A 22,403-nucleotide genomic window follows, 5' to 3' on the forward strand; every position below is an offset into this window, starting at 1 on the left:
CGTCTTGTTCTGAAGGCTCCTCCCATGCTCACGCGCAAGCAGCACGAACTCCTGATGTTCATCCACGAACGCATCAAGGAGACGGGTGTCTCCCCCTCGTTCGACGAGATGAAGGAGGCGCTGGATCTGGCGTCCAAGTCGGGCATCCACCGGCTGATCACGGCTCTGGAGGAGCGGGGCTTTATCCGCCGCCTCGCCCATCGCGCCCGCGCCCTCGAAGTGACCAAGCTGCCGGAACAGGCCACGACCGGCCCCGTGCGCGGCCGCGCCCCCTTCACCCCCGCGGTGATCGAGGGCGGCGGACGTTCAGCGCCCGTCTCCGAGGCCGCCAATGACACCCGCGAATTGGTTCTGGTCGGCAAGATCGCCGCCGGCGTGCCCATCTCCGCCATCCAGGGCGACAACGGCCGCTATCAGGTGCCCGAGGCCATGCTGGGCGCCGGCGAGCACTATATGCTCGAGATCGAGGGCGACTCGATGATCGAGGCCGGCATCCTCAACGGCGATCTGGTGGTCATCAAACGCGTCGACACCGCCTCCTCGGGCGAGATCGTCGTGGCCCTGGTCGAGGGCGAGGAAGCGACCCTCAAACGCCTGCGCAAGAAGGGCGGATCCATCGCCCTGGAGCCCGCCAACCGCAACTACGAAACCCGCATCTTCGGCCCCGACCAGGTCGAGGTCCAGGGCAAGCTGGTCGGCCTGATCCGCCAGTATCACTGAGCCTTTGAGGGGGAGCGGCTCCACGGCCGGTCCCCTCGCACATCGGCTGTCCACACCGCCTTCCAGCCCGCGCCGGACCGCCACAGCTCCACCCCGCCGCGCCTGAAGTCGACGCCGTCCAGCACCAGCGTCTCCGCGCACCCCGCCGGCAACACCGCCACTGCCGCCCGCACGCTGACCACGGGCGCCGCGCCGCACAGAGCCGACAGCGCCGCCTCCGTCGGCGGCTTCGTCCCCCACCACAGAGCGACCGGCGCTGCATCCCGAACCTCAGGCGCGCACGCGTATCGCCCACAGACCCAGTCGTCGTCCGGCCGGTCCGTCAGGGTCAAACCCCGCCGCCGAGACCACAGGTCCGCCGCGAACTCGCGCACGCCCGGGCGAACCGCCACAGCCTGCGTCCCTGAGTGAAACGCCGCATTGGTCCCGCCGTCACCGATCCACAGGTCGGGCGTCGGGCCCCTAGGCCACAGCATCACTGCCGCCGCCAACGGAAGGCCCAGCCAGCGCAACCGCCCCTTCCACAGGCAGATGAACAGCACCCCGAGGAAGGCGATCGGCAGGACGAAATCCGGCGCGCTCGCCACCGTCCGGACCGCCCCCGGCAGGCCCGCCGTCCAGTGACCGATGGCCAGCATCAGGTCGATGCCCTTGCCCGCCACCCACAGGAAGGGCGCGCCCAGCCTGATGGGCTCCAGCAAGGCGCCTACAGCCAGCGCGGGCATCATCACGAAGTCCGCCACCGGCGAAGTCAGCAGATTGGCCCCCAGCCCATAGACCGCCGTCCGGTTGAAATGCTGCATGGCGAACGGCCCGGTCGCCAGACCGGCCACCAGACTGGCCGTCACCGCCGCGACGATCCAGCCGCCGATCCTCTGCACGATCAGGATCGGCAGGGGCGCCGAAATCTCCCGCACACGCGCCGGCCAGCTTTCGACCAGGGCCACCAGCGCCGCCGTCGCCGCGAACGACATCTGGAACCCCGGCGTGACGATGGCCTCGGGCTGGAGGGTCAGCACGATCAGGGCGGCGACGGCGAGCGCATGCATGGTGATCGCCTGTCGGTCCAGCAGGATGGCCAGAAAGGCGATGGAATAGGTGATGGCCGCCCGCTCGGCCGGCGGCGGAGCCCCGGAGATCACCAGATAGGTCCCGACCGCGATCAGGCCTGCGACCGCCGCCACCTTCTTGCCTGACACCCTCAACGCCACCCACGGCACAGCGGCGACGCCCAGCCTCACCGCGAAGAAGACGAAACCGCCGACAACCGCCATATGCAGGCCCGAGATCGACAGGATGTGGGCCAGCCCGGAATCGCGCATGGCGTCGAGGTCGTCGCGTTCGATCCAGGTCTCGTGCCCCGTGACCATGGCCGCCGCCACCCCGCCGGTGCGCGGCCCCAGCCGGTCGACGATCTTCTGCGCCAGTCCGAACCGCACCCCGTTGATCGTCATCGCCAGCCTCAGCCGCCACGGCGCCTCGGGCAGGACCGCCGGTCGCGTCGGCGACAGGGCGAAGGCGGTGCCGCCCATTCCCTCGAAGAAGGCGTTACGGCCGAAGTCATAGGCGCCCGGACTGGCCGGCGGCGGCGGCGGATTGAGGATGGCGAACAGCCGGATCGATGTCCCCGGGGGCGGCGGATCGCCCTTGACGGTGGCCCTCAACCGGATCGGCTTCGCCCCGGGCTCAAGCCCCCGGATCCACACCGGCGCAACCACCACCCGGTGCCCGTTCGCGCCCGGACTGTCGACATCCAGCACCCAGGCCTCGATCGTGGTCGGCGCGTCAAGTGCGGGCGCGATCGGCGCCGCGACCCGTTCAGTGCGAACCTTCGCCGCCGCCAGCCCGAGCGCCAGACACATCAGCAGCATCAGCGGCAGGGTCGCCGCCCGCGGCAGCCCCCTCGCCCGCGCCCCCAGCCATAGGCCGACCGCCAGCGCGGCCGCGACCAGCAGCGGCCACAGCGGCGGCTCGGTCTTCAGCCCGAAGTAGACGGCGCAGCCGCCGCCGAACGCCACCGGCGCCCACAGCCGCCACCTTAGCCCCTGTCCGGCGACCTGTTCGCGCACGGACGAAGCGATCCTGTCTGGAAGGCTGGGCTTTGCCGCGTCGGGCGGTATAAGGGCGGCCCGTACGGACCTCCCTGCCATGACCTCTCCTGCCTCTTCTTCGACAGTCGTCACCCGCTTCGCCCCCTCGCCCACCGGCTCCCTGCACATCGGCGGTGCGAGAACGGCGCTATTCAACTACCTTTACGCGAAGGGGCGCAACGGCAAGTTCCTGATCCGGGTCGAGGACACCGATCGCGAGCGGTCGACCGATGAGGCGGTCAAGGCCATCTTCGACGGCCTGAGCTGGCTGGAGCTGTTCGCCGACGAGGAGCCGGTGTTCCAGTTCTCGCGTGCCGACCGTCACCGCGAGGTCGTCCAGACCCTGCTCGACAGCGGCCACGCCTATCGCGACTACACGACCGCCGAGGAAACCGGCCGTCTGCGCGACGAGGCCAAGGCCGCGCGCCGCACCTTCGAATCTCCCTGGCGCGACCGCGTCGCCGCCGGGCTGGAGGCTGAGCAGCCCTTCGTCGTCCGCTTCCGCCGTCCCCTGCCCGGCCGGGTCGAGGTCCTGGACGAGGTCCAGGGCGCGGTCAGCTGGGACAACGGTGACCTCGATGACCTGGTCCTGCTGCGCTCCGACGGCGCCCCGACCTACAATCTGGCCGTGGTCGTCGACGACCATGACATGGGCGTCACCCACGTCATTCGCGGCGACGACCATCTGAACAACGCTGCTCGTCAATCATTGATTTACGACGCCCTCGGATGGGCGCGTCCGAGCTTCGCTCACATTCCCCTGATCCACGGCCCGGACGGCGCGAAACTGTCCAAGCGCCACGGCGCCCAGGCGGTGCATGAGTATGCCGAGATGGGCTATCTGCCCGAGGCCATGCGCAACTATCTGGCCCGCCTGGGCTGGGCCCACGGCGACGACGAGCTGTTCTCGGACGAGCAGGCGCAGGAATGGTTCGACCTGTCCGGCGTCGGCAAAGCCCCGGCCCGGCTGGACTTCGACAAACTGGCCCACGTCAACGCCCACTGGATGCGGCTGGCCGCCGACGACGGCCTGGCCAAACAGGTCCTCGATCTCCACCTCGCGCGCGGCCATGTGCTGGGCGAGGACGACGAGGTTCGCCTGACCCGCGCCATGCCTTTCCTCAAGGACCGCGCCAAGACGCTCAACGAACTGGTCGACCAGACCGCTTTCGTCCTGCGCCGCCGTCCGCTGGTCATCTTCGAAAAGGCCCTGCCGCTGCTGACCGGCGAGTCGGGCGAGCGCATCGGCCGTCTGCGCGACCGGCTCAAGCTGTTCGCCAGCTGGGACGTCTTCGCCCTTGAGGCCGAACTCAAGGCTTTCGCCGAGGAAGAGGCCGTCGGCTTCGGCAAGATCGGCCCGGCCGTCCGCGCCGCCCTGACCGGAGACGGGGTTTCGCCCGACATCGCCAAAACTCTTGCCGCTTTGGGGCGCGAAGAATCGCTCGGGCGCTTGGATGATGCGCTGCAACAGACTAAGTGACGTTCACGAACAACAAGGGGTCCGGCGTCTCCCCGGCGCGGGCCCTGATTCACAAGGGGCTACAATGACTGAACCTGCCAAATCGGCGACCCTCACCCTCGGCGACAAGACCGTCGAACTGCCCGTTCTGAGCGGTTCCACCGGCCCCGACGTTATCGACATCCGCAAGCTGTACGGCGCCACTGACGCCTTCACCTTCGACCCCGGTTTCACCTCTACGGCCGCTTGCGAAAGCGCCATCACCTACATCGACGGCGACGCCGGCGTCCTGCTGCACCGCGGCTATCCGATCGGCCAGCTGGCCTCGCAGTCCAACTTCCTCGAGGTCTGCCACCTGCTCCTCTACGGAGAGCTGCCGACCGCCGCCCAGTATGCGGAGTTCGAGACCACCATCACGCGGCACACCATGCTGCACGCCCAGTTCGACCGCTTCTTCGAGGGCTTCCGTCGCGACGCCCACCCGATGTCGATCATGGTCGGCGCCGTCGGCGCCCTGTCGGCCTTCTATCACGACAGCCTGGACATCCATGATCCGGTCCAGCGCAACATCTCGGCCATCCGCCTGATCGCCAAGATGCCGACCATCGCCGCGCGCGCCTACAAGTACCACGTCGGCCAGCCCTTCATCTCGCCGCGCAACGACCTGTCGTACGCCGAGAACTTCCTGCGCATGTGCTTCGCCGTTCCGGCCGAGGACTATGTGATCGACCCCGCCCTGGCCCGCGCCATGGACCGGATCTTCACCCTGCACGCCGACCACGAGCAGAACGCCTCGACCTCGACCGTCCGTCTGGCCGGTTCGTCGGGCGCCAACCCGTTCGCCTGTATCGCCGCCGGCATCGCCTGCCTGTGGGGCCCGTCGCACGGCGGCGCCAACGAAGAAGCCCTGACCATGCTTCAGGAAATCGGCACCCCGGACAAGATCCCGGAGTTCATCCAGGGCGTGAAGGACCGCAAGTACAAGCTGATGGGCTTCGGTCACCGCGTGTACAAGAACTACGACCCGCGCGCGAAGGTCATGCAGGAAAGCGCCTATGAGGTGCTGGCCGCCACCGGCCGCGAGAACGACCCGCTGTTCCAGGTCGCCAAGGAGCTGGAGAAGGTCGCCCTGAACGACGAATACTTCACCTCGCGCAAGCTGTTCCCGAACGTCGACTTCTATTCGGGCATCACCCTGTCGGCGATGGGCTTCCCGACCTCGATGTTCACCGTCCTGTTCGCCCTGGCCCGCACCGTGGGCTGGATCTCGCAGTGGCAGGAAATGATCGGCGATCCGGCCCAGAAGATCGGCCGCCCGCGTCAGCTCTACACCGGCCCGACCGAGCGCGACTACGTGCCGATCGCCAAGCGCGGCTGATCGGACCACGGTCTGAAATGCAAAACGCCGGAGCGAAAGCTCCGGCGTTTTTCTTTGGGCGATGCTCTGCGGGGTTCAGCCGCCGATGGCGTCCAGCGCGGTCATGGCCGCGTCGTCCAGCACCAGATCGCCGGCGGCGAGGTTCTCCCTCAGATGCCCGACCGAGGAGGTGCCGGGGATCAGCAGGATGTTGGGCGACCGCTTCAGCAGCCAGGCCAGGGCGACCTGCATCGGCGTCGCGCCCAGACCCGCCGCCACGGCCGACAGGGCGTCCGACTGCAGCGGTGAGAAGCCGCCCAGCGGGAAGAAGGGCACATAGGCGATACCCGCTTCGTTGACGCTGTCGATCAGGGCGTCATCCTCTCGGTGCGCCAGGTTGTAGAGGTTCTGGACGCAGACGATCTCCGCCATCGACCGCCCCTCCTCGACCTGTTTCGCCGTGACGTTGCTGAGGCCGATGTTGCGGATCAGGCCTTGCCGCTGCAGGTCGACGACGACCGACAGGGTCCCCGCGATCGAGCCCTCGGCGGGCCCATGGGCCTCGCCCATCATGACCCTGAGATTGACCACATCCAGCGTCTCGAGCCCGAGGTTGGTCAGGTTGTCGTGAACCGCCCGCTCCAGCTCCGAAGGCGAAAACGCCGGCAGCCAGGCCCCCGTCTCGTCGCGCCGCGCCCCGATCTTGGTCACGATCGTCAGGTTGTCCGTATACGGATGAAGGGCCTCCCGGATCAGCCGGTTGGTGACGTGCGGGCCGTAGAAGTCCGAGGTGTCGATATGGTCCACGCCCTGCGCCACGGCCTCACGCAGCACGGCCAGGGCGCCGTCGTGATCCTTCGGCGGGCCGAACACGCCGGGTCCGGCCAGCTGCATCGCGCCATAGCCGAGCCGCTTCACGGTCCGGTCGCCCATCGTGTAGCTGCCGACGGTCGGGGAAATGGTCATGGGAAAGCTCCTTGTTCCGAGGCTGGAACCTAGGCTTCGCGCGCCCCCGCGATAAGCCGACGCAATCCGCATGAGCTGTTCGCCATGGCGAACAATGGCGGTCTCAGGCGGCGCGGTCGCCAATCACCTTCAGCGCCGCCTCGGCGGCGATCTCGGACGGATCGCGCCCGCCCCGGCCCATCCGATCCAGCGCCGCCGTCTGGCGGGCGGACTGGGCCGCACGCGCCTGCGGATCGTCCAGCAGGGCCCCGACGGCGCCGGCCATCTTCTCCGGTGTCGCATCCTTCTGGATCAGCTCGGGCGCGATCATCTCATCCGCCGCCGTGTTGAACAGGGTCGCGAACTTGCCCGTGAAGAAGGGCTTCATGATCGCATAGCTGAGCGGATCGAAGCGGTAGCCGATGATCATCGGCGCCCCGGCCAGCGCCAGCTCTGTCGAGACCGTGCCCGAGGTGGCCAGGGCGACGGTCGCGGCGCGCATGGCGTCGTACTTCTCGTCTTCCTGCACCAGATGCACGCGGAACGGCCATGCGGCCACCCGGGCCGTCACATCGGCCGCGACCGTGCCCGCGACGACCACGGCGACTTCCAGCCCCGGATGGCGCTGCCGCAGCAGGGCGACCGTCTCGCCATAGACGGGCGTCATATGGCGGATTTCGGACGGCCGGCTGCCCGGCAGGATCAGCAGCAGGGGCGCATCCGCCGCCAGCCCGCGCGCGGCCCTGAACCGCACCCCGTCGGCGCTGTCCATATCGACATGCAGGGCCGAGGACCCGACCACGGTCGTCGCCAGCCCCTCGGCCTCGAACCACGGCGCATCGAAGGTGTACAGCGCCAGCAGATGGTCCACGGCTCCGGCGAGCGTCTTCGCCCGCCCCGGCCTTGAGGCCCAGACCTGCGGCCCGACGTATTTGATCAGGGGCACGCCCGGCAGGGCTTCGCGCAGGGCCTTGGCCACCCGGATGGTGAAGCCCCAGCTGTCGATCAGGACCACGGCGTCCGGCCGCTCCCTGACCGCCAAGGCCACGGTGTCCGCCACCCGGGCCTTGACCCGCTTGTAGGCGCGCAGGCCCTCCAGCCAGCCGAGAATGGACAGTTCGGCGATGTCGAACGGGCTCTGAACCCCCTCGGCCGCCATCTTGGGTCCGCCGACCCCGACGAAGTCGACGCCCGGATCGCGCGCCTTCAAGGCCTTGGCCAGACCCGCGCCCAGCGCATCGCCCGAGGCCTCGGCGGCGACCAGCATGATCTTCATGACCTGTCCTCGCCCCAGACGAACAGGCCCAGCCGGTTCGCGGTCTCGATCAGGGCCGGGCGGTCGATCAGGATCAGCTTGCCCGCCACCCCGCCGACGCCCGCCAGCCCGGCGGCGGCGGCCAGCTCCAGCGTCCGCGTCCCGATCACCGGCATGTCGACGCGCAGGTCCTGGATCGGCTTGGGCGCCTTGCCCAGCGCGCCCTTCAGGGCTCCGGCGGCGCCGCGCAGATCAGCGGGCAGGCCGGCGACGCGGGTCAGCATGGCGTCCGTTCCCTCCTGGGCCTCGACCGCCAGCACCAGTCCGTCACAGACGACCGCGCCCTGACCGATGTCCAGTTCGCCGGCCTTTTCCGCGACATGCAGCGCCTTCCTGAGGTCGGCCAGCTGGTCTGCGGTCGGCGAAACGACGCCCAGCGCCCCGGGCTCCAGCGTCTCCCCGCCCAGGATGTCGTCGGCGCCCTCGACGGCGTAGCCCTCGTTCTCGAACACCGACAGGATCTTGCGCAGCAGGGCGTCGTCGCCCTTGGTCGCCGCCGCGATGATGCCGGGCAGCAGGGTCGCGCCCTTCAGGTCGGGTTTCAGGCTCTTGAAGTCGGGCCGGTTGACCGTGCCTGCGAAACAGACGGCCTTGCAGCCCGCCGCCTTCAGCGCCGCCAGCGCCTTGCCCAGTTCGGCCATGCCGATCTCGGCGCCCGTGTAACGGACCAGATGCGGATCGGCGAAACCGGTCAGGCGGATGACGAACAAGGGCCGGTCTTCGGCCTCGCACCGCGCCGCGATGGCCAGCGGCAGGGCCCCGCCCCCGGCGATCAGCCCGAGCTTGGGGGCGTGCGGCGCACTCACTCGCCCGTCCTCACTCGCCCGGAAGACAGAGCGGACGCTTGCCGCCGTCGCGGATGAAGGCGACGATCTCCATGATCTCGGGCAGGTCGGCATAGGTCTGTTCGACCCCGTCCAGACGGTCGGCGAAGACGCCGCCCCCGCTTTCTTGGCCGCCCTCGAACAGGTCGCGGAAGGCGGCCAGCAGGCGGCGCACCGCGTCCTTGCCGTAGCCCTTGCGCTTCAGCCCGATCAGATTGAGCCCGTGCAGCTGCGCGTGATTGCCCCAGGCCGAGCCATAGGGGATGACGTCGCGGGTCACGGCGGCCAGACCGCCGACGATGGCGCCCTGCCCCACCCGGCCGTTCTGGTGCACGGCGCACAGCCCGCCGAGGAAGACCTTGTCGCCAATCTGGGCATGACCGCCCAGGGTGGCGTTGTTGGCCATGACGACATTGCTGCCCACGACCGCATCGTGGCCCACATGGGCGCCGGTCATGAACAGGTTGTTGGAGCCGATGCGCGTCACGCCCGATCCCTGGGGCGTGCCCCGGTTGAAGGTCGAATGCTCGCGGATCGAGTTGTCCGACCCGATCTCCAGCCGCACCGGCTCGCCCTTGTAGCCATTGTGCTGCGGGTCGCCGCCGATCACGGCAAAGGGATGGACGATGGTGCGGGCGCCGATCGTCGTGTCCTGCTGGACCACCACATGGCTGACCAGGGTGACGTTCTCGGCCAGGCTGACGCCCGGTCCGACCGTGCACCAGGGACCGATCTGTACGCCGTCGGCCAGCTGGGCCTCGGGGTGGACGATGGCGGAGGGATGGATGGTGGTCATGGGCTCAGCTCGCCGGCTGGTCGACCGTGACCACCATGGCCATGAACTCGGCCTCGGCGGCCAGTTTGTCGTCGATGAAGGTCTCGCCCCGGAATTTGTAGGCGTCGCCGCGGGCGCGGGTCACGATCACCTTCATCTTCAGCTGGTCGCCCGGCCGCGCGGGCTTGCGGAAGCGTACGCCGTCGATCGACATGAACATGATGACCTTGTCCGCAACCGCGACCTCCATGGTCTTGGACATCAGCAGCGCCCCCGTCTGGGCCATGGCCTCGACGATCAGCACGCCCGGCATGACCGGATCGATCGGGAAATGGCCCGGGAAGAAGGGCTCGTTGTGGGTGACGTTCTTGATGCCGGTGATCGAGGTCCCCGGCACGAAGTCCTCGGCCTTGTCGACCAGCAGGAAGGGATACCGGTGCGGCAGCCGCCGCATCACCTCGGCATAGTCGATCTTCACGTTGTCAGGGGTGGTTTCGGGAGTGTCGCTCATCCCTCTGATTCCTTCGTACGCTTCTTCGGGGCGACCTGTTTGGACACCCAGATAGTTTCGCGCAAGAATTGTCGAAGCGGTTTCGCGGGATAGCCGGACCAGACCTCGCCCGCCGGGACGTTGGCCAGAATGCCTCCGCCGGCCGCGACGGCCGCGCCGTCGCCGATGGTCAGGTGGTCGCCGACCCCGGCCTGTCCGCCGAACATGACGTTGTCGCCCACGGTCACCGAGCCCGACAGGCCGCTCTGCGCCGCCATCAGGACATTGCGGCCCAGCACGCTGTTGTGGCCGATCATGCAGAGGTTATCGATCTTGGAGTTCTCGCCGATGACCGTGTCGTCATAGGCGCCGCGGTCGATGCAGGTATTGGCGCCGATGGTCACGCCGTCCTGGATGATCACCCGGCCCAGCTGCGGAATGTCGACCGCCCCGGCCTTCGATCCGGTCGCGCCGAAGCCCGCCTCGCCGATCCGGGCGCCGGCATAGATCTTCACCCGGTCGCCGACGAGGGCGAACCACAGGCTGGCGTTGGAGCCGATGGCGCAGTCGCGCCCGATCTGGACGCCCGGGCCGATGACCGTATTGGCCCCGATCCGCGTGCCCCGGCCAATGCGTACGCCGGCGCCCAGCACCACGCCGGGCTCCAGCACGACGCTGTCGTCCTCGCAAACCTCCTGGCGGGTCGCGGCGGCATCGAGTGTCCGCGCCCGGTGCAGACGCAGCGACGCCCGCGCCCAGGCCGCCTGGGCTTCGCCCGAGGTGATGATCGCCACCCCTTCCGGAACCGCTTCGACGGCCGAGGCGGGCACGATCACGCAGCCGGCCTTCGTCTCCGAAAGGGCGGCTGCGAATTTACGGTCGGCCAGAAACGACACCGCGCCCCGGTCCGCGGAGGACAGGGGCGCGACGGAGGCGATCTCGGTCTCGCCGCCCCGGACAACCGCCCCGCCGATGATCTCGGCCAGGGCGGTCGCCGTCAGGGACGGCAGAGTCTCGAAGAACCTGGTATCGGGCATGCGCCCGTTCCCGACCTTACTGGCCCTGCTGGACCGGAACCGGCAGGCGGTTGAAGGTCAGCGAAGGCAGTTGGGCGTTCAGGCGGGTGATGACCTCGCTGGTGACGTCCATGGCGGGGTTCATGATGAAGACGCTCTCGCGGTCCAGCATCACGCCGCAGCCCTTTTCCTGATAGACGGCGACGAGGATCGGCTCGACGGCGACCGAGATCAGGCGGCGCTGTTCGCTCAGGGTGTAGCGCAGCTCGTCTTCACGGGTCTGTTGCAGCTGCTGGGCTTCCTGGGCGCGCTGTTGCAGGGCTTGGCGGCGCTGGTTCATCTGATCGGCCGGGATAGTCGCAGCGCCCTGTTGCAGGGCGGTGGCCTCGGTCTGGATGGCGGTGGCGTAGGGCGTCAGCTCGCCCTGCACTTCGTTGGCCAGGGCGGCCATACGGGTCTGGACCGACTGGCCGGCCGTCGAGGTCGCCAGCATCTGCTGGTTGAAGAACACGCAAACGCCGGGGATCACGGGACCGGGGTTTTGCGGACCGGCGGTCTGGGCCGAGGCGGCCGAGGCGGCGAAGAGCGAAGCCAGCGCGACAGCGCCGATGAGCAGGGTTTTCATTTCAGGCCTTTGTGCGGTCCTTTTGGACCTGCGGTTGTCAGAACTGGGTTGAAGTCGAGAAGCGGAAGGATTCCGTCCGGTCATAGTCTTCCTTGGACCAGACCTTGGAAATGTCGAAGCGGATCGGGCCCATCGGGGACTTCCAGTGGATGCTGACGCCGGAGGCGGCGCGCAGCGACAGGTCGTCGACGATATTGGTGTCCTGCACGCCCGTCGAGGTCAGGGTGTAGCGGTCATCGAGCACGCCCAGGGTGCCCACGTCGGTGAACAGCGAGGTTTTGATGCCATAGGTTTCAGGCAGGAAGTTGGGCACGGTCAGTTCAACGGTTCCGACGGCGTAGAAGTTGCCGCCCAGGGCGTCGTTGGTCGACAGGTCGCGCGGACCCATGCCGGCCGTCTCGAAGCCACGGAAGGTGTTGCCGCCGCGGAAGAAGCGGTCGTTGATCCGCACCGCGTCGCCCGACCAGCCGCTGACATAGCCCACCGAGCCGTCGACGCTGACGATCCAGGACGGGGTGAAGCCGTAGTAGACGGCGCCTTCGACCTCGGTCTTGACGTAGTTCACGTCGCCGCCGACGCCCGCCAGATCCTGACGGACCGTGCCGTTCCAGCCGCGCGTCGCACGCACCGGGTCGTTGCGACGGTCGATGGCCAGCGTATAACCGACCGAGGAGTTCAGCGAGGCGCCGACCTGTTCGCACAGGGCGCGCGAGCCGGAACCGCCGGTCGAGCAATAACCGGTCGGAACGATGATCTCATCGTCCTTGATGAAGTAGCGGGTGCTCAGGCGGGTATAGCCGTTGATCGGATACGACAGGCGCAGACCGGCCCCGGTCGAGCGGTAGTCGAACGACGACTCGTCCTGGAAGTCATAGCGCGAGTGGAACAGGTCGAAGCCGGCGCCGATGTCGCGGCCCAGGAATTTCGGCTCGGTGAAGCGGAAGTCCAGTTGCTGGCGCAGCGAGCCCCATTCGGCGCGGGCGACGACGTTCTGGCCACGACCGCGGAAGTTCCGCTCGGTGACGCCCAGATTGACGACGAAGCTGTCGACCGAGGAGAAGCCGGCGCCGACCGAGAGTTCGCCGGTCGGCTGTTCCTCGACCTTGACGTTGACCACGGTGCGGTCGGGCGCGGAGCCGCGGACCTCGTCGATGGTCACGTCCTTGAAGAAGCCCAGGGCGCGCAGATTGTTGCGCGAGCGCTCGATCAGGGTGCGGTTGAAGGCGTCGCCTTCGGTCAGCATCATCTCGCGGCGGATCACCGGGTCGATCGTGCGCGTGTTGCCGACCACATTGATGCGGTCGATGTAGACGCGCTGGCCTTCGGAGATGTTGAAGGTCACGTCGACGGTGTCGGTCTCGGGATTGGCCCGATAGCTCGGCTTGATGTCGACGAAGGCATAGCCCGCCGAACCGGCCGCGAACGTCAGGGCGTCGACCGAGCTCTCGATCTTGTCGCTCTCGTACAGCTGGCCTTCCCGGATCGGGATCAGCAGCTTCAGGAAGTCGGCGTTCAGGCGGCTGTTTTCGGTGACGACGTTGATCTTGCCGAAATTGTACTTGTCGCCCTCGTCGACCGTCATCGTCAGGCCGAAGGCGTGGTCGTCGGGGACCAGTTCGGCGACGGCGGAGACGATGCGGAAGTCGTAATAGCCCCGGTTCGTATAGAATTTCCGCAGCTGCTCGCGGTCATAGTCCAGACGGTTGGGGTCGTAGTTGTCGTTGGAGCTGAACAGCCGGTACCAGGCCGATTCCTTGGTCACCATGACCTCGCGCAGCTCGCCGTCCGAATAGGCAGTGTTGCCCAGGAAGGTGATGGCTTGCAGGCCGGTTTCCGGACCCTCGTCGATCTCGAACACGACGTCGACGCGGTTCTGTTCCAGCTGGACCAGCTTGGGCGTCACGGTCGCCGAGATGCGGCCCGACAGGCGGTACAGCTCGATGATCTTGCCGACGTCTTCCTGCACCTTGGCGCGGGTGTAGATGCCGCGCGGCGCCAGGGTGACCTCTTCGGTCAGCTTCTTCTCGGTGAGGGCGCTGTTCCCCTCGAAGGTCACCTGGTTGATGATCGGGTTTTCGACGATCGAAACCACCAGGTCGCCGTTCGGCTGCAGGCCGATCTGGACGTTGGCGAACAACTGGGTGCGGTTCAGGGTGCGGACCGCGACGTCCAGCAGAACGGCGTCGACCGTGTCGCCGGGCTGGATCGGCAGATAGGACAGGACCGTCGTCTGGTCGATGCGCTGGTTGCCCTCGACCAGGATGCGGTTGACCACCCCCGTCTCGGCCGGGCGCGGCGCCGGAGCGGCCTGAGCCTCCGGAGCCGTCTGGGCAGCGGCCTGTGCGGGCGCGGCAGGAGCCGGAGCGGCAGGAGTCGGGGCCGGCGCGGTCTGCGCCCCCGTTTGCGCCATGGCGGTTCCGCTCAGTCCGGCGGCGATGACAAGGGTCATCACACTGCAGAGCGGCGCTCGGAAGCGGGCGGCCATGGCGGCGGGAGCACGTCGGTCGGTCATCATCATACGGGAAACCATCGGGGGCTGGCGTCGGCTCAACTGACGAGCCCGCCGAGGAATTTGAACAGGTTCAGCTTCTGCAAGTCGTTCCAGGTCGCGAACAACATCAAACCCGCCAGCAAAGCAAGACCGACCCGGTATCCCGCCTCCTGAACCCTGGCCGCCACGGGTTTCTGCGCCACAGCTTCGTAGGCGTAGAAAACCAGGTGACCACCGTCCAGAACCGGGATGGGCATCAGGTTGATGAAGCCGATTCCGATCGAAAGTAAGGCGGCAAGGCTTGTCACGCTCAGGACGAGATTGATGGCGATGGCGAGCGGATCGGGGCTGGCGGAGACGGCGGCGCTGGTCACAGCGCCCGAGGCCTTGGCGATGCCGAGCGGCCCGCTGAGCTGGTCGCCCGATTCTCGGCCGCTGAAGATGCGTCCGATATAGGTCAGGGTGGTGCCCAGCACGTCGCCGGTCTGTTTGACGCCCTCGCCCACCGCCTGGATGGGGTTGTAGCGCACGAAGCGGGTCTCGGCGCGCGTCGAGGACAGCAGCAGGCCCAGCCGGCTGACCTTGGTCCGTCCGGCGACGGGATCATCCACGACCAGACGCTCGGGCGTCGCCGTGACGAAGATTTCAGCGCCGTTACGTTCAACGGTGAAACGGATCGGATCCCCGGCGCTCAGCATGACCTTGGCGGTCACCTCGCGGGAGTCCTGGATCGTGCGGCCGTTGATCCCCGTGATCAGGTCCCCGGGCCGGAAGCCGGCGACCGCTGCGGGCGTCCCTGCCCCGACTTCGGCGACCCGGGCCGGGCTGAAGGCCTTGCCCAGGATGGAGAACATCACGGTGAAGATCAGGATGGCGAGGATGAAGTTGGCCACCGGACCGCCGGCGGTGATCAGGGCCCGCTGCCAGACCGGCTTGAAATGGAAATAGTCGCGCTCGGCGCCCGGGCCGTTCTCGGCGATCACGCGCTGGCGCAGTTCGGCCAGACCGGCCTGATCGGGCACGCTGGAGGCGTCCAGATCACCCGCGAATTTCACATAGCCGCCCAGCGGCATCCAGCCGACACGCCATTCGACGCCACGCTTGTCCGTGCGGCTGAACAGGGCGCGGCCGAAACCGATGGCGAACCGGTCGATCTTCACCTTGAAGGCGCGCGCGACCCAGTAGTGACCGAGCTCGTGAATGACGATCACAGGCGTCAGCACGACCATCACCGAAAGGATGGCGATCAGGATCTGCCCCAGACCGTTCAGCATTCTTGTCCCGTTCTCCCCACCGCCGGAATGGCGGTCGCCCCTATCACGTCAGGCCGCGACGGCCAGTCCGCTGACGATGGTCTCCGCGATCCGCCGAGCCTCCGCATCGACGGCCAGGGCCGCGTCGCAGGCGTCTTCAGACGTGAAATCCATCCCCGAGCGTGTCGCTCGATCAAGGGTTTCGGCGACGACTGCGGCAATATTGAGAAAGCCCAGCCTACGGTCAAGAAACGCATAGGCGGCGACCTCATTGGCGGCGTTAAACACCGTGGGGGCCGAGCCGCCCGCCGTCAGCGCCTCGCGGGCCAGTTTCAGGGCCGGGAACCGCTCATAATCGGGCGCTTCGAAGGTCAGCTTGCCCAGGGCGGCCAGGTCCAGCCTGGGCGCAGGCCAGGCCAGACGGTGCGGATATGCCAGCGCACAGGCGATCGGCGTCTTCATGTCCGGCGGCCCCATCTGGGCCAGGGTCGAGCCGTCGACGTACTCGACCATGCTGTGGATGACCGATTCGGGGTGGACCACGACGTCGATCTTTTCGGCCGGCATGGCGAACAGATAGGCGGCCTCGATCGTCTCCAGACCCTTGTTGGCCATGGTCGCGCTGTCGACCGAGATCTTGGCCCCCATCGACCAGTTGGGGTGGGCCACGGCCTGTTCGGGGGTCATCCGGGCCATCTCGGCCAGGGACGTCCTGCGGAACGGCCCGCCCGAGGCGGTCAGGATCAGTTTCCCGACCCGCTCCGGCGCCTCGGCCGGAAACACCTGAAAGATCGCCGAATGCTCCGAATCGACCGGGATCAGCGTTCCGCCGCTGGTCCTGATGCGCTCGATCAGGCGCGGACCGCAGCAGACCAGGCTTTCCTTGTTGGCCAGGGCCAGGGTCGCGCCCGTCCCGGCCGCCGCCCAGGTCGAGCGCAGCCCCGCCGCGCCCACGATCGAGGCCATGATCCAGTCGGCCGGTCGGTGCGCGGCCTCAACGACCGCCTCATCCCCCGCCGCGACCTCGATATCCAGTCCGGACAGGGCGTCGCGCAGGTCCTGCAGACGCTTCGGATCGGCGATGACCACCTGTTTGGGCTTCCAGCGCTTCGCCTGTTCGGCCAGTCGGGCGACGTTGCCGCCGCCGGTCAGGACCTCGACCTCGAAGGCTCCGGTTCCGGCCGCCTCGGCCTGGGCCATCAGCTCCAGCGTCGAACAGCCGACCGACCCGGTCGATCCGAGCACGCTCACGCGGCGCCGGATCATGCCGCCCGCTCCAGCAGGAGCACCAGCCAGCGGCCCAGGGCCACCACCACGACCGCGAACATCAGGCCGTCGACCCGGTCCATCAGCCCGCCGTGTCCGGGGATCAGTTGCCCCGCATCCTTGACCCCGAAGCGCCGCTTCAGCCCCGATTCCCACAGGTCGCCGGCCATGGTGGCCAGCGCGGCGGCCAGACCCAGGACACCGCCCCAGAACATGTTCAGCCGGCCCATTTCCAGCCAGTGAGCCATGCCGGCGCCGGCGATCGTGCCCGCCAGCAAGCCGCCGATGAAGCCCGACCAGGTCTTGTTGGGCGAGAAACTGGGCCACAGCTTGGGTCCGCCCACGGCGCTGCCGACCAGATAGGCCAGGATGTCCGAGGCCCAGGCCACGGCGAACACCAGCACCGTCCAGTGCAGCCCGACCGGCGAATGATTGTCCCTCAGCCAGATCAGCAGAACCGCCGGCCAGCCCAGATAGAGGACGCCATAGGCGGCGTTCAGGGCCTCCTGCCCCCGGCTGCGCGCGAACAGACCCGCGGCGCCGGCTCCGAAGACCAGCAGCACCAGGGCCAGCGACAACTGCCCGACGTGCGCGGTGACGACCGCCGCGAACAGGCCCAGGGCCACCGCGCCGGTCATCATCCGCCAGGCGCCGGGCGCGCTCATCATCGCCCATTCGACCGCCAGCAGGGCGCAGGCGATCAGGACAAGGGCAAGGAACCATACGCCTCCGGCCCAGGTGGCCAGGACGGCGGCGGGCGCCAGCACGACGGCTGACGCAGCGCGAATGCCGATGTCCCCAACCTTGAGCGCCATCAGCCCGTCGCGAGCGCCGGCTGCGCCATCAGCCCGCCGAACCGGCGATCCCTGTTGCGATATTGTTCGACGGCCTCGCCCAGCGGGCCGGCGCCATAGTCGGGCCAGAGCACGTTCTGGAACACCATCTCGGCATAGGCGGCTTCCCAGAGCAGGAAGTTCGACAGGCGCTGCTCGCCCGAGGTGCGCACGATCAGATCCACGGGCGGACCGCCCGCCGTCGACAGGCCGGCGCCCAAGGCCGCCTCGTCCAGCGGACCCACGGCTTCACCGGCCAGGACCTTGTCGATGTGGCGCTGGGCCGCGTCGACGATGTCGGCTTGACCGCCGTAGTTGAAGGCGACCTGCAGCAGGAAACGGGTGTTGTGCGCCGTCTGGGCCTCGGCCCGGTCCACGATGGCGGCGATGTCCGTCGGCAGGCCCGTGCGGCGGCCCAGAACCCGCACCCGCACGCCCTCGCGCGCCAGCCGGTTCAGATCGCTGGCCACATAGGACCGCACCAGCCCCATCAGGTCGGACACCTCTTCCACCGGACGGCGCCAGTTCTCGGTCGAGAAACCGAACACGGTCAGGCATTCGATGCCGTACTGGGGCGCGGCCTGGACGGTGCGCTTCAGGGCCTGGACCCCCTCGCGATGGCCCATGGCGCGCGGCAGCCCCCGGGCCTGCGCCCAGCGACCGTTGCCGTCCATGATGAGCGCGACATGCTTCGGGCCTTCAGCGGCTCCGGGCAGACCGGCGGTGGGTGCCGTCATTTCATAGCGTCCTGGCAGGCTCTGAGGCGGACCTCAGACCTGCATGATCTCAACTTCCTTGGTCTTCAAGGTCTCGTCGATGCGTTTGATGGCGGCGTCGGTGTCCTTCTGGACCTCGGTCTCCATCTTCTTCTGTTCGTCCTGGCTGATGTCGCCCGCCTTCTCGGCCTTCTTCAGGTCGTCGTTGGCGTCGCGGCGCACGTTGCGCACGGCGATCTTCTGCTGTTCGGCGTATTTGGCGGCCAGCTTGGCCAGGTCCTTGCGGCGCTCCTCGGTCAGGGGCGGCACGGGAATACGCAGGGTCTGGCCGTCGGTGACGGGGTTCAGGCCCAGGCCGGCGGAACGGATGGCCTTCTCGACCGGGCCGACCATCGACTTGTCCCAGACGTTGACCGAGATCATGCGCGGCTCAGGCACGCTGATGGCGGCGACGGCGTTCAGCGGCGAGCGCGAGCCATAGGCCTCGACCGAGACCGGATCCAGCAGGCCGGCGTGGGCCCGGCCGGTGCGCAGGCCGGAGTACTCTTCCTTCAGCGAGGCCACGGACTTGTCCATGCGCTCGCGATAGGTGTTCAGGTCTGGCTTCGCCATGTGGGTCTCCTTGAGTCTCTTATAGTCAGACGGCGTCGGCGTTGTCGCTGATCACCGTGAAGGCGCCCTCGCCGCGCAGCACGCGGTGGAAGGCCCCCTCCTCCTTGATCGAGAAGACGACGATGGGGATGCCGCTGTCGCGCATCAGGGCGACGGCCGAAGCGTCCATGACGCGCAGATCCTGCGCCAGCACCTGCTGATAGGTCAGGGTGTCGTAGCGGGTGGCGTTCTTGTCCTTCTTGGGATCGGCCGTATAGACGCCGTCGACGCTGGTGCCCTTCAGCAGGGCGTCGCAGCCCATTTCGGCGGCGCGCAGGGCGGCGCCCGAGTCGGTCGTGAAGAACGGGGCGCCGACGCCGGCGGCGAAGATCACCACCCGGCCCTTTTCGAGATGACGCAGGGCGCGACGACGGATGTAGGGCTCGGCGACGGCGGGCATGGTCAGGGCGCTCTGCACCCGGGTCTGGACGCCGATCTTCTCCAGCGCCGCCTGCATGGCCAGCGCGTTCATGACCGTGGCCAGCATGCCCATCTGGTCGGCGGTGGCGCGGTCCATGTCTCCGGCCGCCTTCGACAGGCCGCGGAAGATGTTGCCGCCGCCGATGACCAGGCAGATCTCGATGCCTTCGCTGGCGACCGAACCGACGGCGCGGGCCACCTCGGCGACCGTCTTCATGTCGATGCCGTAGGGCTGGTCGCCCATCAGCACCTCACCCGACACCTTCAGCAGCACCCGTTTGTACTTCGGGGCGTGGTCGACGTCGGACATGGGTAAGCTCTTTCGCGAGGGGCGGCGCGGATTCGGGACAGCGCCTTATAGACGAAGGGCGCCCCTCGCTTCAAAGCCTTATGGGAGCGATCTTTTCAGTTCGGGGTCGGATAGGCGAACGGGTCGCTGGCCGTCGGCAGGGTCGGCAGCGGCATACGCGGCAAGGGTTCGTCGCTGTTGGCCGCGCTCAGCAGGATGCTGGCCAGCACGACCGCCGCCTGACGCAGATCATCCGCCTTCAGATGGTCATAGGTGTCGACCGAGGTGTGGTGGATGCGGCTGTTGTAGTCGAGCGGGTCCTGGATGAACTGGAAGCCCGGGATGCCGATGGTCTGCATATAGACGTGGTCGGTGCCGCCCGAGGGCCGCAGGCCGACCGTGGTCACGCCCATGCTCTCGAACGGCTTCAGCCATTCGGCCAACACCGGAGCGGCGGCGATATTGCCCTCGGCGTTGATGCCGCGGATCTTGCCCGAGCCGTTGTCGATGTTGAAATAGGCGACCAGATCCGAATAGCCGGGGCGCGGCTGGATCGGCCAGCGGGCGCGCCAGGTGCGGTTGTTGGGCATGGTGGCGAAGGCCGGATCGCTCAGCGGCGCCCGCGTCGCCAGATGCTGGTCGACATAGGCCAGCGAGCCCCACAGCCCCTGCTCTTCCCCGCTCCACAGGGCGAAGCGGATGGTGCGCTTCGGTTTGACACCCATGGCCTTCAGGATGCGCGCCGCCTCCATGATCACCGCGCTGCCGGCGGCGTTGTCCGAGGCGCCGTCGCCCGCGACCCAGCTGTCCAGGTGGGCGCCGGCCATGACGTATTCGCCGCCCCGGGCCGAACCCGGGATGTCGGCGATGATGTTGTAGGCGTTGACGTCTGAGTCGTCGTACTGGACCTCGCTCATCAGCTCGAGGGTCGGCGCCGTGCCGCTCAGGGCCAGACGGGCCAGACGGCGATAGTCCTCGGCCGCCAGCTCCATGCCGGGCACGGTCGGGGTCTGGCCGACGCGATAGCCCGAGCCGGTCCCGTGCAGCAGGTCGCCGTCACGCGCCGACATCCGCACCAGGGCGATCGCGCCCTCGGCCTTCAGGAAGGCGTCCAGCTTGCCGGCGAAGTCGGCCTGAGGCCCGCGCAGGGCCTTTTCAGCCGCCGCCGGATCGTTGCGCGGCTGGGAGAAGGACGTGCGGTCGGCCAGCTGGGCGTCGGTCCAGCGCAGGAAGGGCGCCGTATCGGGCTCGGAGCCCGTGTCCGGGGTCGAGATCATCACGATCTTGCCCTGCAGCTTGCCTTTCCAGGCGTCGAACTGGCCGGCGTTGGCGATCGGAGCCACCACGACCTCGCCGCTGATCGTCCCGCCGGTGCCCGGCGTCCAGGCGATCGGAATGGCGTGCAGGTCCAGCGGACGGGGCGTGATCATCCGCGCGCTCGAACGCACGATCGACCAGCCACGACCGAACTCGAAGCCCTCGGCATGGACGTTCGACAGGCCCCAGTCGCGGAACTGCTGCTGCGTCCAGCCCTCGGCCTGACGCATGGCCGGCGAGTTGGTCAGCCGGCCGCCGATGACGTCGGTCAGATGCTGGGCCGTCTGCATCACCTGCGAGTGGTTCATCCCCTGATCGACGATGCCGTTGACGGCGTTCAGATCGACCTCCTGGGCCAGCGACGGCGTGGCGATCAACAGTGCGGCGGCGGAAACGGCGGCAAGCAGACGTGACATGGACGGGGGCCCTGACTTCAATCCAGACTCAAACGAGGCCCTTCTGTGCCGTGAACCGTTGCGGTTCGCAAACGCCCCTTCGCTGCAGCGGCGCCGCGAAACGCAAAAGGGGCCGACGATCGCTCGCCGGCCCCTCTCGTTGTCTTCGGATGAACCGAGGACTTAGCCTTGCATCATCGAGGCGACTTCGGTGGCGAAGTCCGGGCCTTCGACCTTCTCGACGCCTTCACCGAGGGCCAGGCGCACGAAGCCGGCCAGGTGCAGGTTGGACGAGCCGAGTTCCTTGGCCGTGTTGGCGACCAGCTGCTCGACGGTCACGTCGGGGTCCATGACGAACGGTTGCTTGGTCAGCACCACGTCCTTCTGGAACTTGTTGATCTGGCCTTCCACGATCTTGGCGATCATGTTTTCCGGCTTGCCTTCTTCCTTGGCCTTTTCGGTCAGGACCTGACGTTCCTTCTCGATGGCGGCAGGGTCCAGGTCGTCGGTGTTCAGCGACAGCGGAGCGGTCGCGGCGACGTGCATGGCGATCTTGCGGCCCAGCTCGCGCAGGGCGGTCTTGTCGCCCTCGCCTTCCAGGGCGACCAGAACGCCGATGCGGCCCAGGCCCGGCGAGACGGCGTTGTGGACGTAGGAGGCGACGACGCCTTCACCCACGGCCAGACGCGCGGCGCGGCGCAGCTGCATGTTCTCGCCGATGGTGGCGATCATCTGGGTCACTTCGTCCTGGACGGACTTGCCGTTTTCCAGAACGGCCGAGTGCAGGTCCTCGACCGAGCCGTGCTCCAGGCCGTGAACGGCGAACTGGTTGGCGGCGTTCTGGAACAGCTCGTTACGGGCGACGAAGTCGGTTTCCGAGTTGAACTCGATGGCGGCGCCGATTTCGCCCTTGCCCTCATCGCGCGTGGCGACGGCGACCAGGCCTTCAGCGGCGACGCGGTCGGCCTTCTTGGCGGCCTTGGACAGGCCCTTGGCGCGCAGCCAGTCGATCGCGGCGTTGATGTCGCCGTCGGTTTCCTGGAGGGCCTTCTTGCAGTCCATCATGCCCACGCCGGACTTGGCGCGCAGTTCCATGACGAGGGCGGCGGTGATCTCAGCCATTGTATAGCTCCTGGTATCGATGGGTATTCGTAAT

20 protein-coding genes are annotated in these 22,403 nt (G+C 67.9%); 3 read left to right on the forward strand and 17 right to left on the reverse strand.

Annotated features, from left to right (window positions below; genetic code table 11):
* Positions 1 to 24: 24 nt before the first annotated feature.
* On the forward strand, positions 25 to 720 hold the full coding sequence (gene lexA / locus AC07U0_RS10675; protein ID WP_494719995.1) for a transcriptional repressor LexA: 696 nt from the start codon (positions 25 to 27) through the stop codon (positions 718 to 720).
* Here lexA and AC07U0_RS10680 read toward each other — a convergent pair.
* Positions 714 to 2,789, reverse strand: a complete 2,076-nt coding sequence (locus AC07U0_RS10680; RefSeq protein WP_494719996.1) for a ComEC/Rec2 family competence protein — start codon at positions 2,787 to 2,789, stop codon at positions 714 to 716. The two genes, lexA and AC07U0_RS10680, sit on opposite strands and share 7 nt — an antisense overlap.
* Positions 2,790 to 2,868: 79 nt before the next feature.
* Here AC07U0_RS10680 and gltX point away from each other — a divergent pair, with 79 nt between their 5' ends.
* Positions 2,869 to 4,290, forward strand: a complete 1,422-nt coding sequence (gene gltX, locus AC07U0_RS10685; RefSeq protein ID WP_494719997.1) for a glutamate--tRNA ligase — start codon at positions 2,869 to 2,871, stop codon at positions 4,288 to 4,290.
* A 64-nt stretch (positions 4,291 to 4,354) separates the two neighbouring features.
* Positions 4,355 to 5,647, forward strand: a complete 1,293-nt coding sequence (gene gltA, locus AC07U0_RS10690) for a citrate synthase (protein WP_494719998.1) — start codon at positions 4,355 to 4,357, stop codon at positions 5,645 to 5,647.
* A gap of 75 nt (positions 5,648 to 5,722) precedes the next feature.
* On the opposite strand, the gene AC07U0_RS10695 is transcribed toward gltA, so the two are convergent.
* The 16 genes from AC07U0_RS10695 to tsf all read right to left on the reverse strand — a co-directional run bounded on the left by AC07U0_RS10695 (position 5,723) and on the right by tsf (position 22,369).
* Entirely contained in the window at positions 5,723 to 6,592 is an 870-nt protein-coding gene (locus AC07U0_RS10695; RefSeq protein ID WP_494719999.1) for an aldo/keto reductase family oxidoreductase, read from the reverse strand.
* A 103-nt stretch (positions 6,593 to 6,695) separates the two neighbouring features.
* On the reverse strand, positions 6,696 to 7,847 hold the full coding sequence (gene lpxB / locus AC07U0_RS10700; protein WP_494720000.1) for a lipid-A-disaccharide synthase: 1,152 nt from the start codon (positions 7,845 to 7,847) through the stop codon (positions 6,696 to 6,698).
* The gene (gene lpxI / locus AC07U0_RS10705) at positions 7,844 to 8,692 is read right to left on the reverse strand and encodes a UDP-2,3-diacylglucosamine diphosphatase (RefSeq protein ID WP_494720001.1); all 849 of its coding nucleotides are present in this window, start codon (positions 8,690 to 8,692) and stop codon (positions 7,844 to 7,846) included. The genes lpxB and lpxI overlap by 4 nt, the downstream gene beginning before the upstream one ends.
* Before the next feature lie 10 nt (positions 8,693 to 8,702).
* Entirely contained in the window at positions 8,703 to 9,506 is an 804-nt protein-coding gene (gene lpxA / locus AC07U0_RS10710; protein ID WP_494720002.1) for an acyl-ACP--UDP-N-acetylglucosamine O-acyltransferase, read from the reverse strand.
* Between the two features lie 4 nt (positions 9,507 to 9,510).
* Complete coding sequence (gene fabZ / locus AC07U0_RS10715) at positions 9,511 to 9,996, reverse strand: 3-hydroxyacyl-ACP dehydratase FabZ (protein ID WP_494720003.1); 486 nt, start codon at positions 9,994 to 9,996, stop codon at positions 9,511 to 9,513.
* A complete protein-coding gene (gene lpxD / locus AC07U0_RS10720) occupies positions 9,993 to 11,012 on the reverse strand; it encodes a UDP-3-O-(3-hydroxymyristoyl)glucosamine N-acyltransferase (RefSeq protein WP_494720004.1) in 1,020 nt (339 codons plus the stop codon). The genes fabZ and lpxD overlap by 4 nt, the downstream gene beginning before the upstream one ends.
* A gap of 16 nt (positions 11,013 to 11,028) precedes the next feature.
* Positions 11,029 to 11,616 carry an OmpH/Skp family outer membrane protein gene (locus tag AC07U0_RS10725; RefSeq protein ID WP_494720005.1) on the reverse strand — a complete coding sequence of 196 codons (588 nt, stop codon included), beginning with the start codon at positions 11,614 to 11,616 and terminating at the stop codon, positions 11,029 to 11,031.
* Between the two features lie 37 nt (positions 11,617 to 11,653).
* On the reverse strand, positions 11,654 to 14,128 hold the full coding sequence (gene bamA, locus AC07U0_RS10730) for an outer membrane protein assembly factor BamA (RefSeq protein ID WP_494720278.1): 2,475 nt from the start codon (positions 14,126 to 14,128) through the stop codon (positions 11,654 to 11,656).
* Positions 14,129 to 14,163: 35 nt separating this feature from the next.
* The gene (locus tag AC07U0_RS10735; RefSeq protein WP_494720006.1) at positions 14,164 to 15,381 is read right to left on the reverse strand and encodes a M50 family metallopeptidase; all 1,218 of its coding nucleotides are present in this window, start codon (positions 15,379 to 15,381) and stop codon (positions 14,164 to 14,166) included.
* Between the two features lie 48 nt (positions 15,382 to 15,429).
* Positions 15,430 to 16,626: a 1-deoxy-D-xylulose-5-phosphate reductoisomerase gene (gene dxr / locus AC07U0_RS10740; protein WP_494720007.1), complete on the reverse strand. Its 1,197-nt coding sequence runs from the start codon at positions 16,624 to 16,626 to the stop codon at positions 15,430 to 15,432.
* Positions 16,623 to 17,441, reverse strand: a complete 819-nt coding sequence (locus tag AC07U0_RS10745; protein WP_494720008.1) for a phosphatidate cytidylyltransferase — start codon at positions 17,439 to 17,441, stop codon at positions 16,623 to 16,625. Before AC07U0_RS10745 ends, dxr begins: the two co-directional genes overlap by 4 nt.
* Positions 17,441 to 18,196 carry a polyprenyl diphosphate synthase gene (gene uppS, locus AC07U0_RS10750; RefSeq protein ID WP_494720009.1) on the reverse strand — a complete coding sequence of 252 codons (756 nt, stop codon included), beginning with the start codon at positions 18,194 to 18,196 and terminating at the stop codon, positions 17,441 to 17,443. The genes AC07U0_RS10745 and uppS overlap by 1 nt, the downstream gene beginning before the upstream one ends.
* A gap of 33 nt (positions 18,197 to 18,229) precedes the next feature.
* Positions 18,230 to 18,787: a ribosome recycling factor gene (frr, locus tag AC07U0_RS10755; protein WP_492947945.1), complete on the reverse strand. Its 558-nt coding sequence runs from the start codon at positions 18,785 to 18,787 to the stop codon at positions 18,230 to 18,232.
* 25 nt (positions 18,788 to 18,812) lie between these two features.
* Complete coding sequence (pyrH, locus tag AC07U0_RS10760) at positions 18,813 to 19,556, reverse strand: UMP kinase (RefSeq protein WP_494720010.1); 744 nt, start codon at positions 19,554 to 19,556, stop codon at positions 18,813 to 18,815.
* A gap of 95 nt (positions 19,557 to 19,651) precedes the next feature.
* Complete coding sequence (locus AC07U0_RS10765; RefSeq protein WP_494720011.1) at positions 19,652 to 21,268, reverse strand: M20/M25/M40 family metallo-hydrolase; 1,617 nt, start codon at positions 21,266 to 21,268, stop codon at positions 19,652 to 19,654.
* A gap of 162 nt (positions 21,269 to 21,430) precedes the next feature.
* Positions 21,431 to 22,369 carry a translation elongation factor Ts gene (gene tsf / locus AC07U0_RS10770; protein WP_494720012.1) on the reverse strand — a complete coding sequence of 313 codons (939 nt, stop codon included), beginning with the start codon at positions 22,367 to 22,369 and terminating at the stop codon, positions 21,431 to 21,433.
* Positions 22,370 to 22,403 lie beyond the last annotated feature (34 nt).

The sequence above is a fragment of the Brevundimonas sp. GW821-FHT02A10 genome, from assembly GCF_059422025.1.

Coding starts and splice junctions, on each gene's coding strand:
- lexA (WP_494719995.1), top strand. CDS start 25: ATGCTCACGCGCAAGCAGCACGAACTCCTGATGTTCATCCACGAACGC.
- gltX (WP_494719997.1), top strand. CDS start 2,869: ATGACCTCTCCTGCCTCTTCTTCGACAGTCGTCACCCGCTTCGCCCCC.
- gltA (WP_494719998.1), top strand. CDS start 4,355: ATGACTGAACCTGCCAAATCGGCGACCCTCACCCTCGGCGACAAGACC.
- AC07U0_RS10695 (WP_494719999.1), bottom strand. CDS start 6,592: ATGACCATTTCCCCGACCGTCGGCAGCTACACGATGGGCGACCGGACC.
- lpxB (WP_494720000.1), bottom strand. CDS start 7,847: ATGAAGATCATGCTGGTCGCCGCCGAGGCCTCGGGCGATGCGCTGGGC.
- lpxA (WP_494720002.1), bottom strand. CDS start 9,506: ATGACCACCATCCATCCCTCCGCCATCGTCCACCCCGAGGCCCAGCTG.
- fabZ (WP_494720003.1), bottom strand. CDS start 9,996: ATGAGCGACACTCCCGAAACCACCCCTGACAACGTGAAGATCGACTAT.
- lpxD (WP_494720004.1), bottom strand. CDS start 11,012: ATGCCCGATACCAGGTTCTTCGAGACTCTGCCGTCCCTGACGGCGACC.
- AC07U0_RS10725 (WP_494720005.1), bottom strand. CDS start 11,616: ATGAAAACCCTGCTCATCGGCGCTGTCGCGCTGGCTTCGCTCTTCGCC.
- bamA (WP_494720278.1), bottom strand. CDS start 14,128: ATGACCGACCGACGTGCTCCCGCCGCCATGGCCGCCCGCTTCCGAGCG.
- AC07U0_RS10735 (WP_494720006.1), bottom strand. CDS start 15,381: ATGCTGAACGGTCTGGGGCAGATCCTGATCGCCATCCTTTCGGTGATG.
- dxr (WP_494720007.1), bottom strand. CDS start 16,626: ATGATCCGGCGCCGCGTGAGCGTGCTCGGATCGACCGGGTCGGTCGGC.
- AC07U0_RS10745 (WP_494720008.1), bottom strand. CDS start 17,441: ATGGCGCTCAAGGTTGGGGACATCGGCATTCGCGCTGCGTCAGCCGTC.
- uppS (WP_494720009.1), bottom strand. CDS start 18,196: ATGACGGCACCCACCGCCGGTCTGCCCGGAGCCGCTGAAGGCCCGAAG.
- frr (WP_492947945.1), bottom strand. CDS start 18,787: ATGGCGAAGCCAGACCTGAACACCTATCGCGAGCGCATGGACAAGTCC.
- pyrH (WP_494720010.1), bottom strand. CDS start 19,556: ATGTCCGACGTCGACCACGCCCCGAAGTACAAACGGGTGCTGCTGAAG.
- AC07U0_RS10765 (WP_494720011.1), bottom strand. CDS start 21,268: ATGTCACGTCTGCTTGCCGCCGTTTCCGCCGCCGCACTGTTGATCGCC.
- tsf (WP_494720012.1), bottom strand. CDS start 22,369: ATGGCTGAGATCACCGCCGCCCTCGTCATGGAACTGCGCGCCAAGTCC.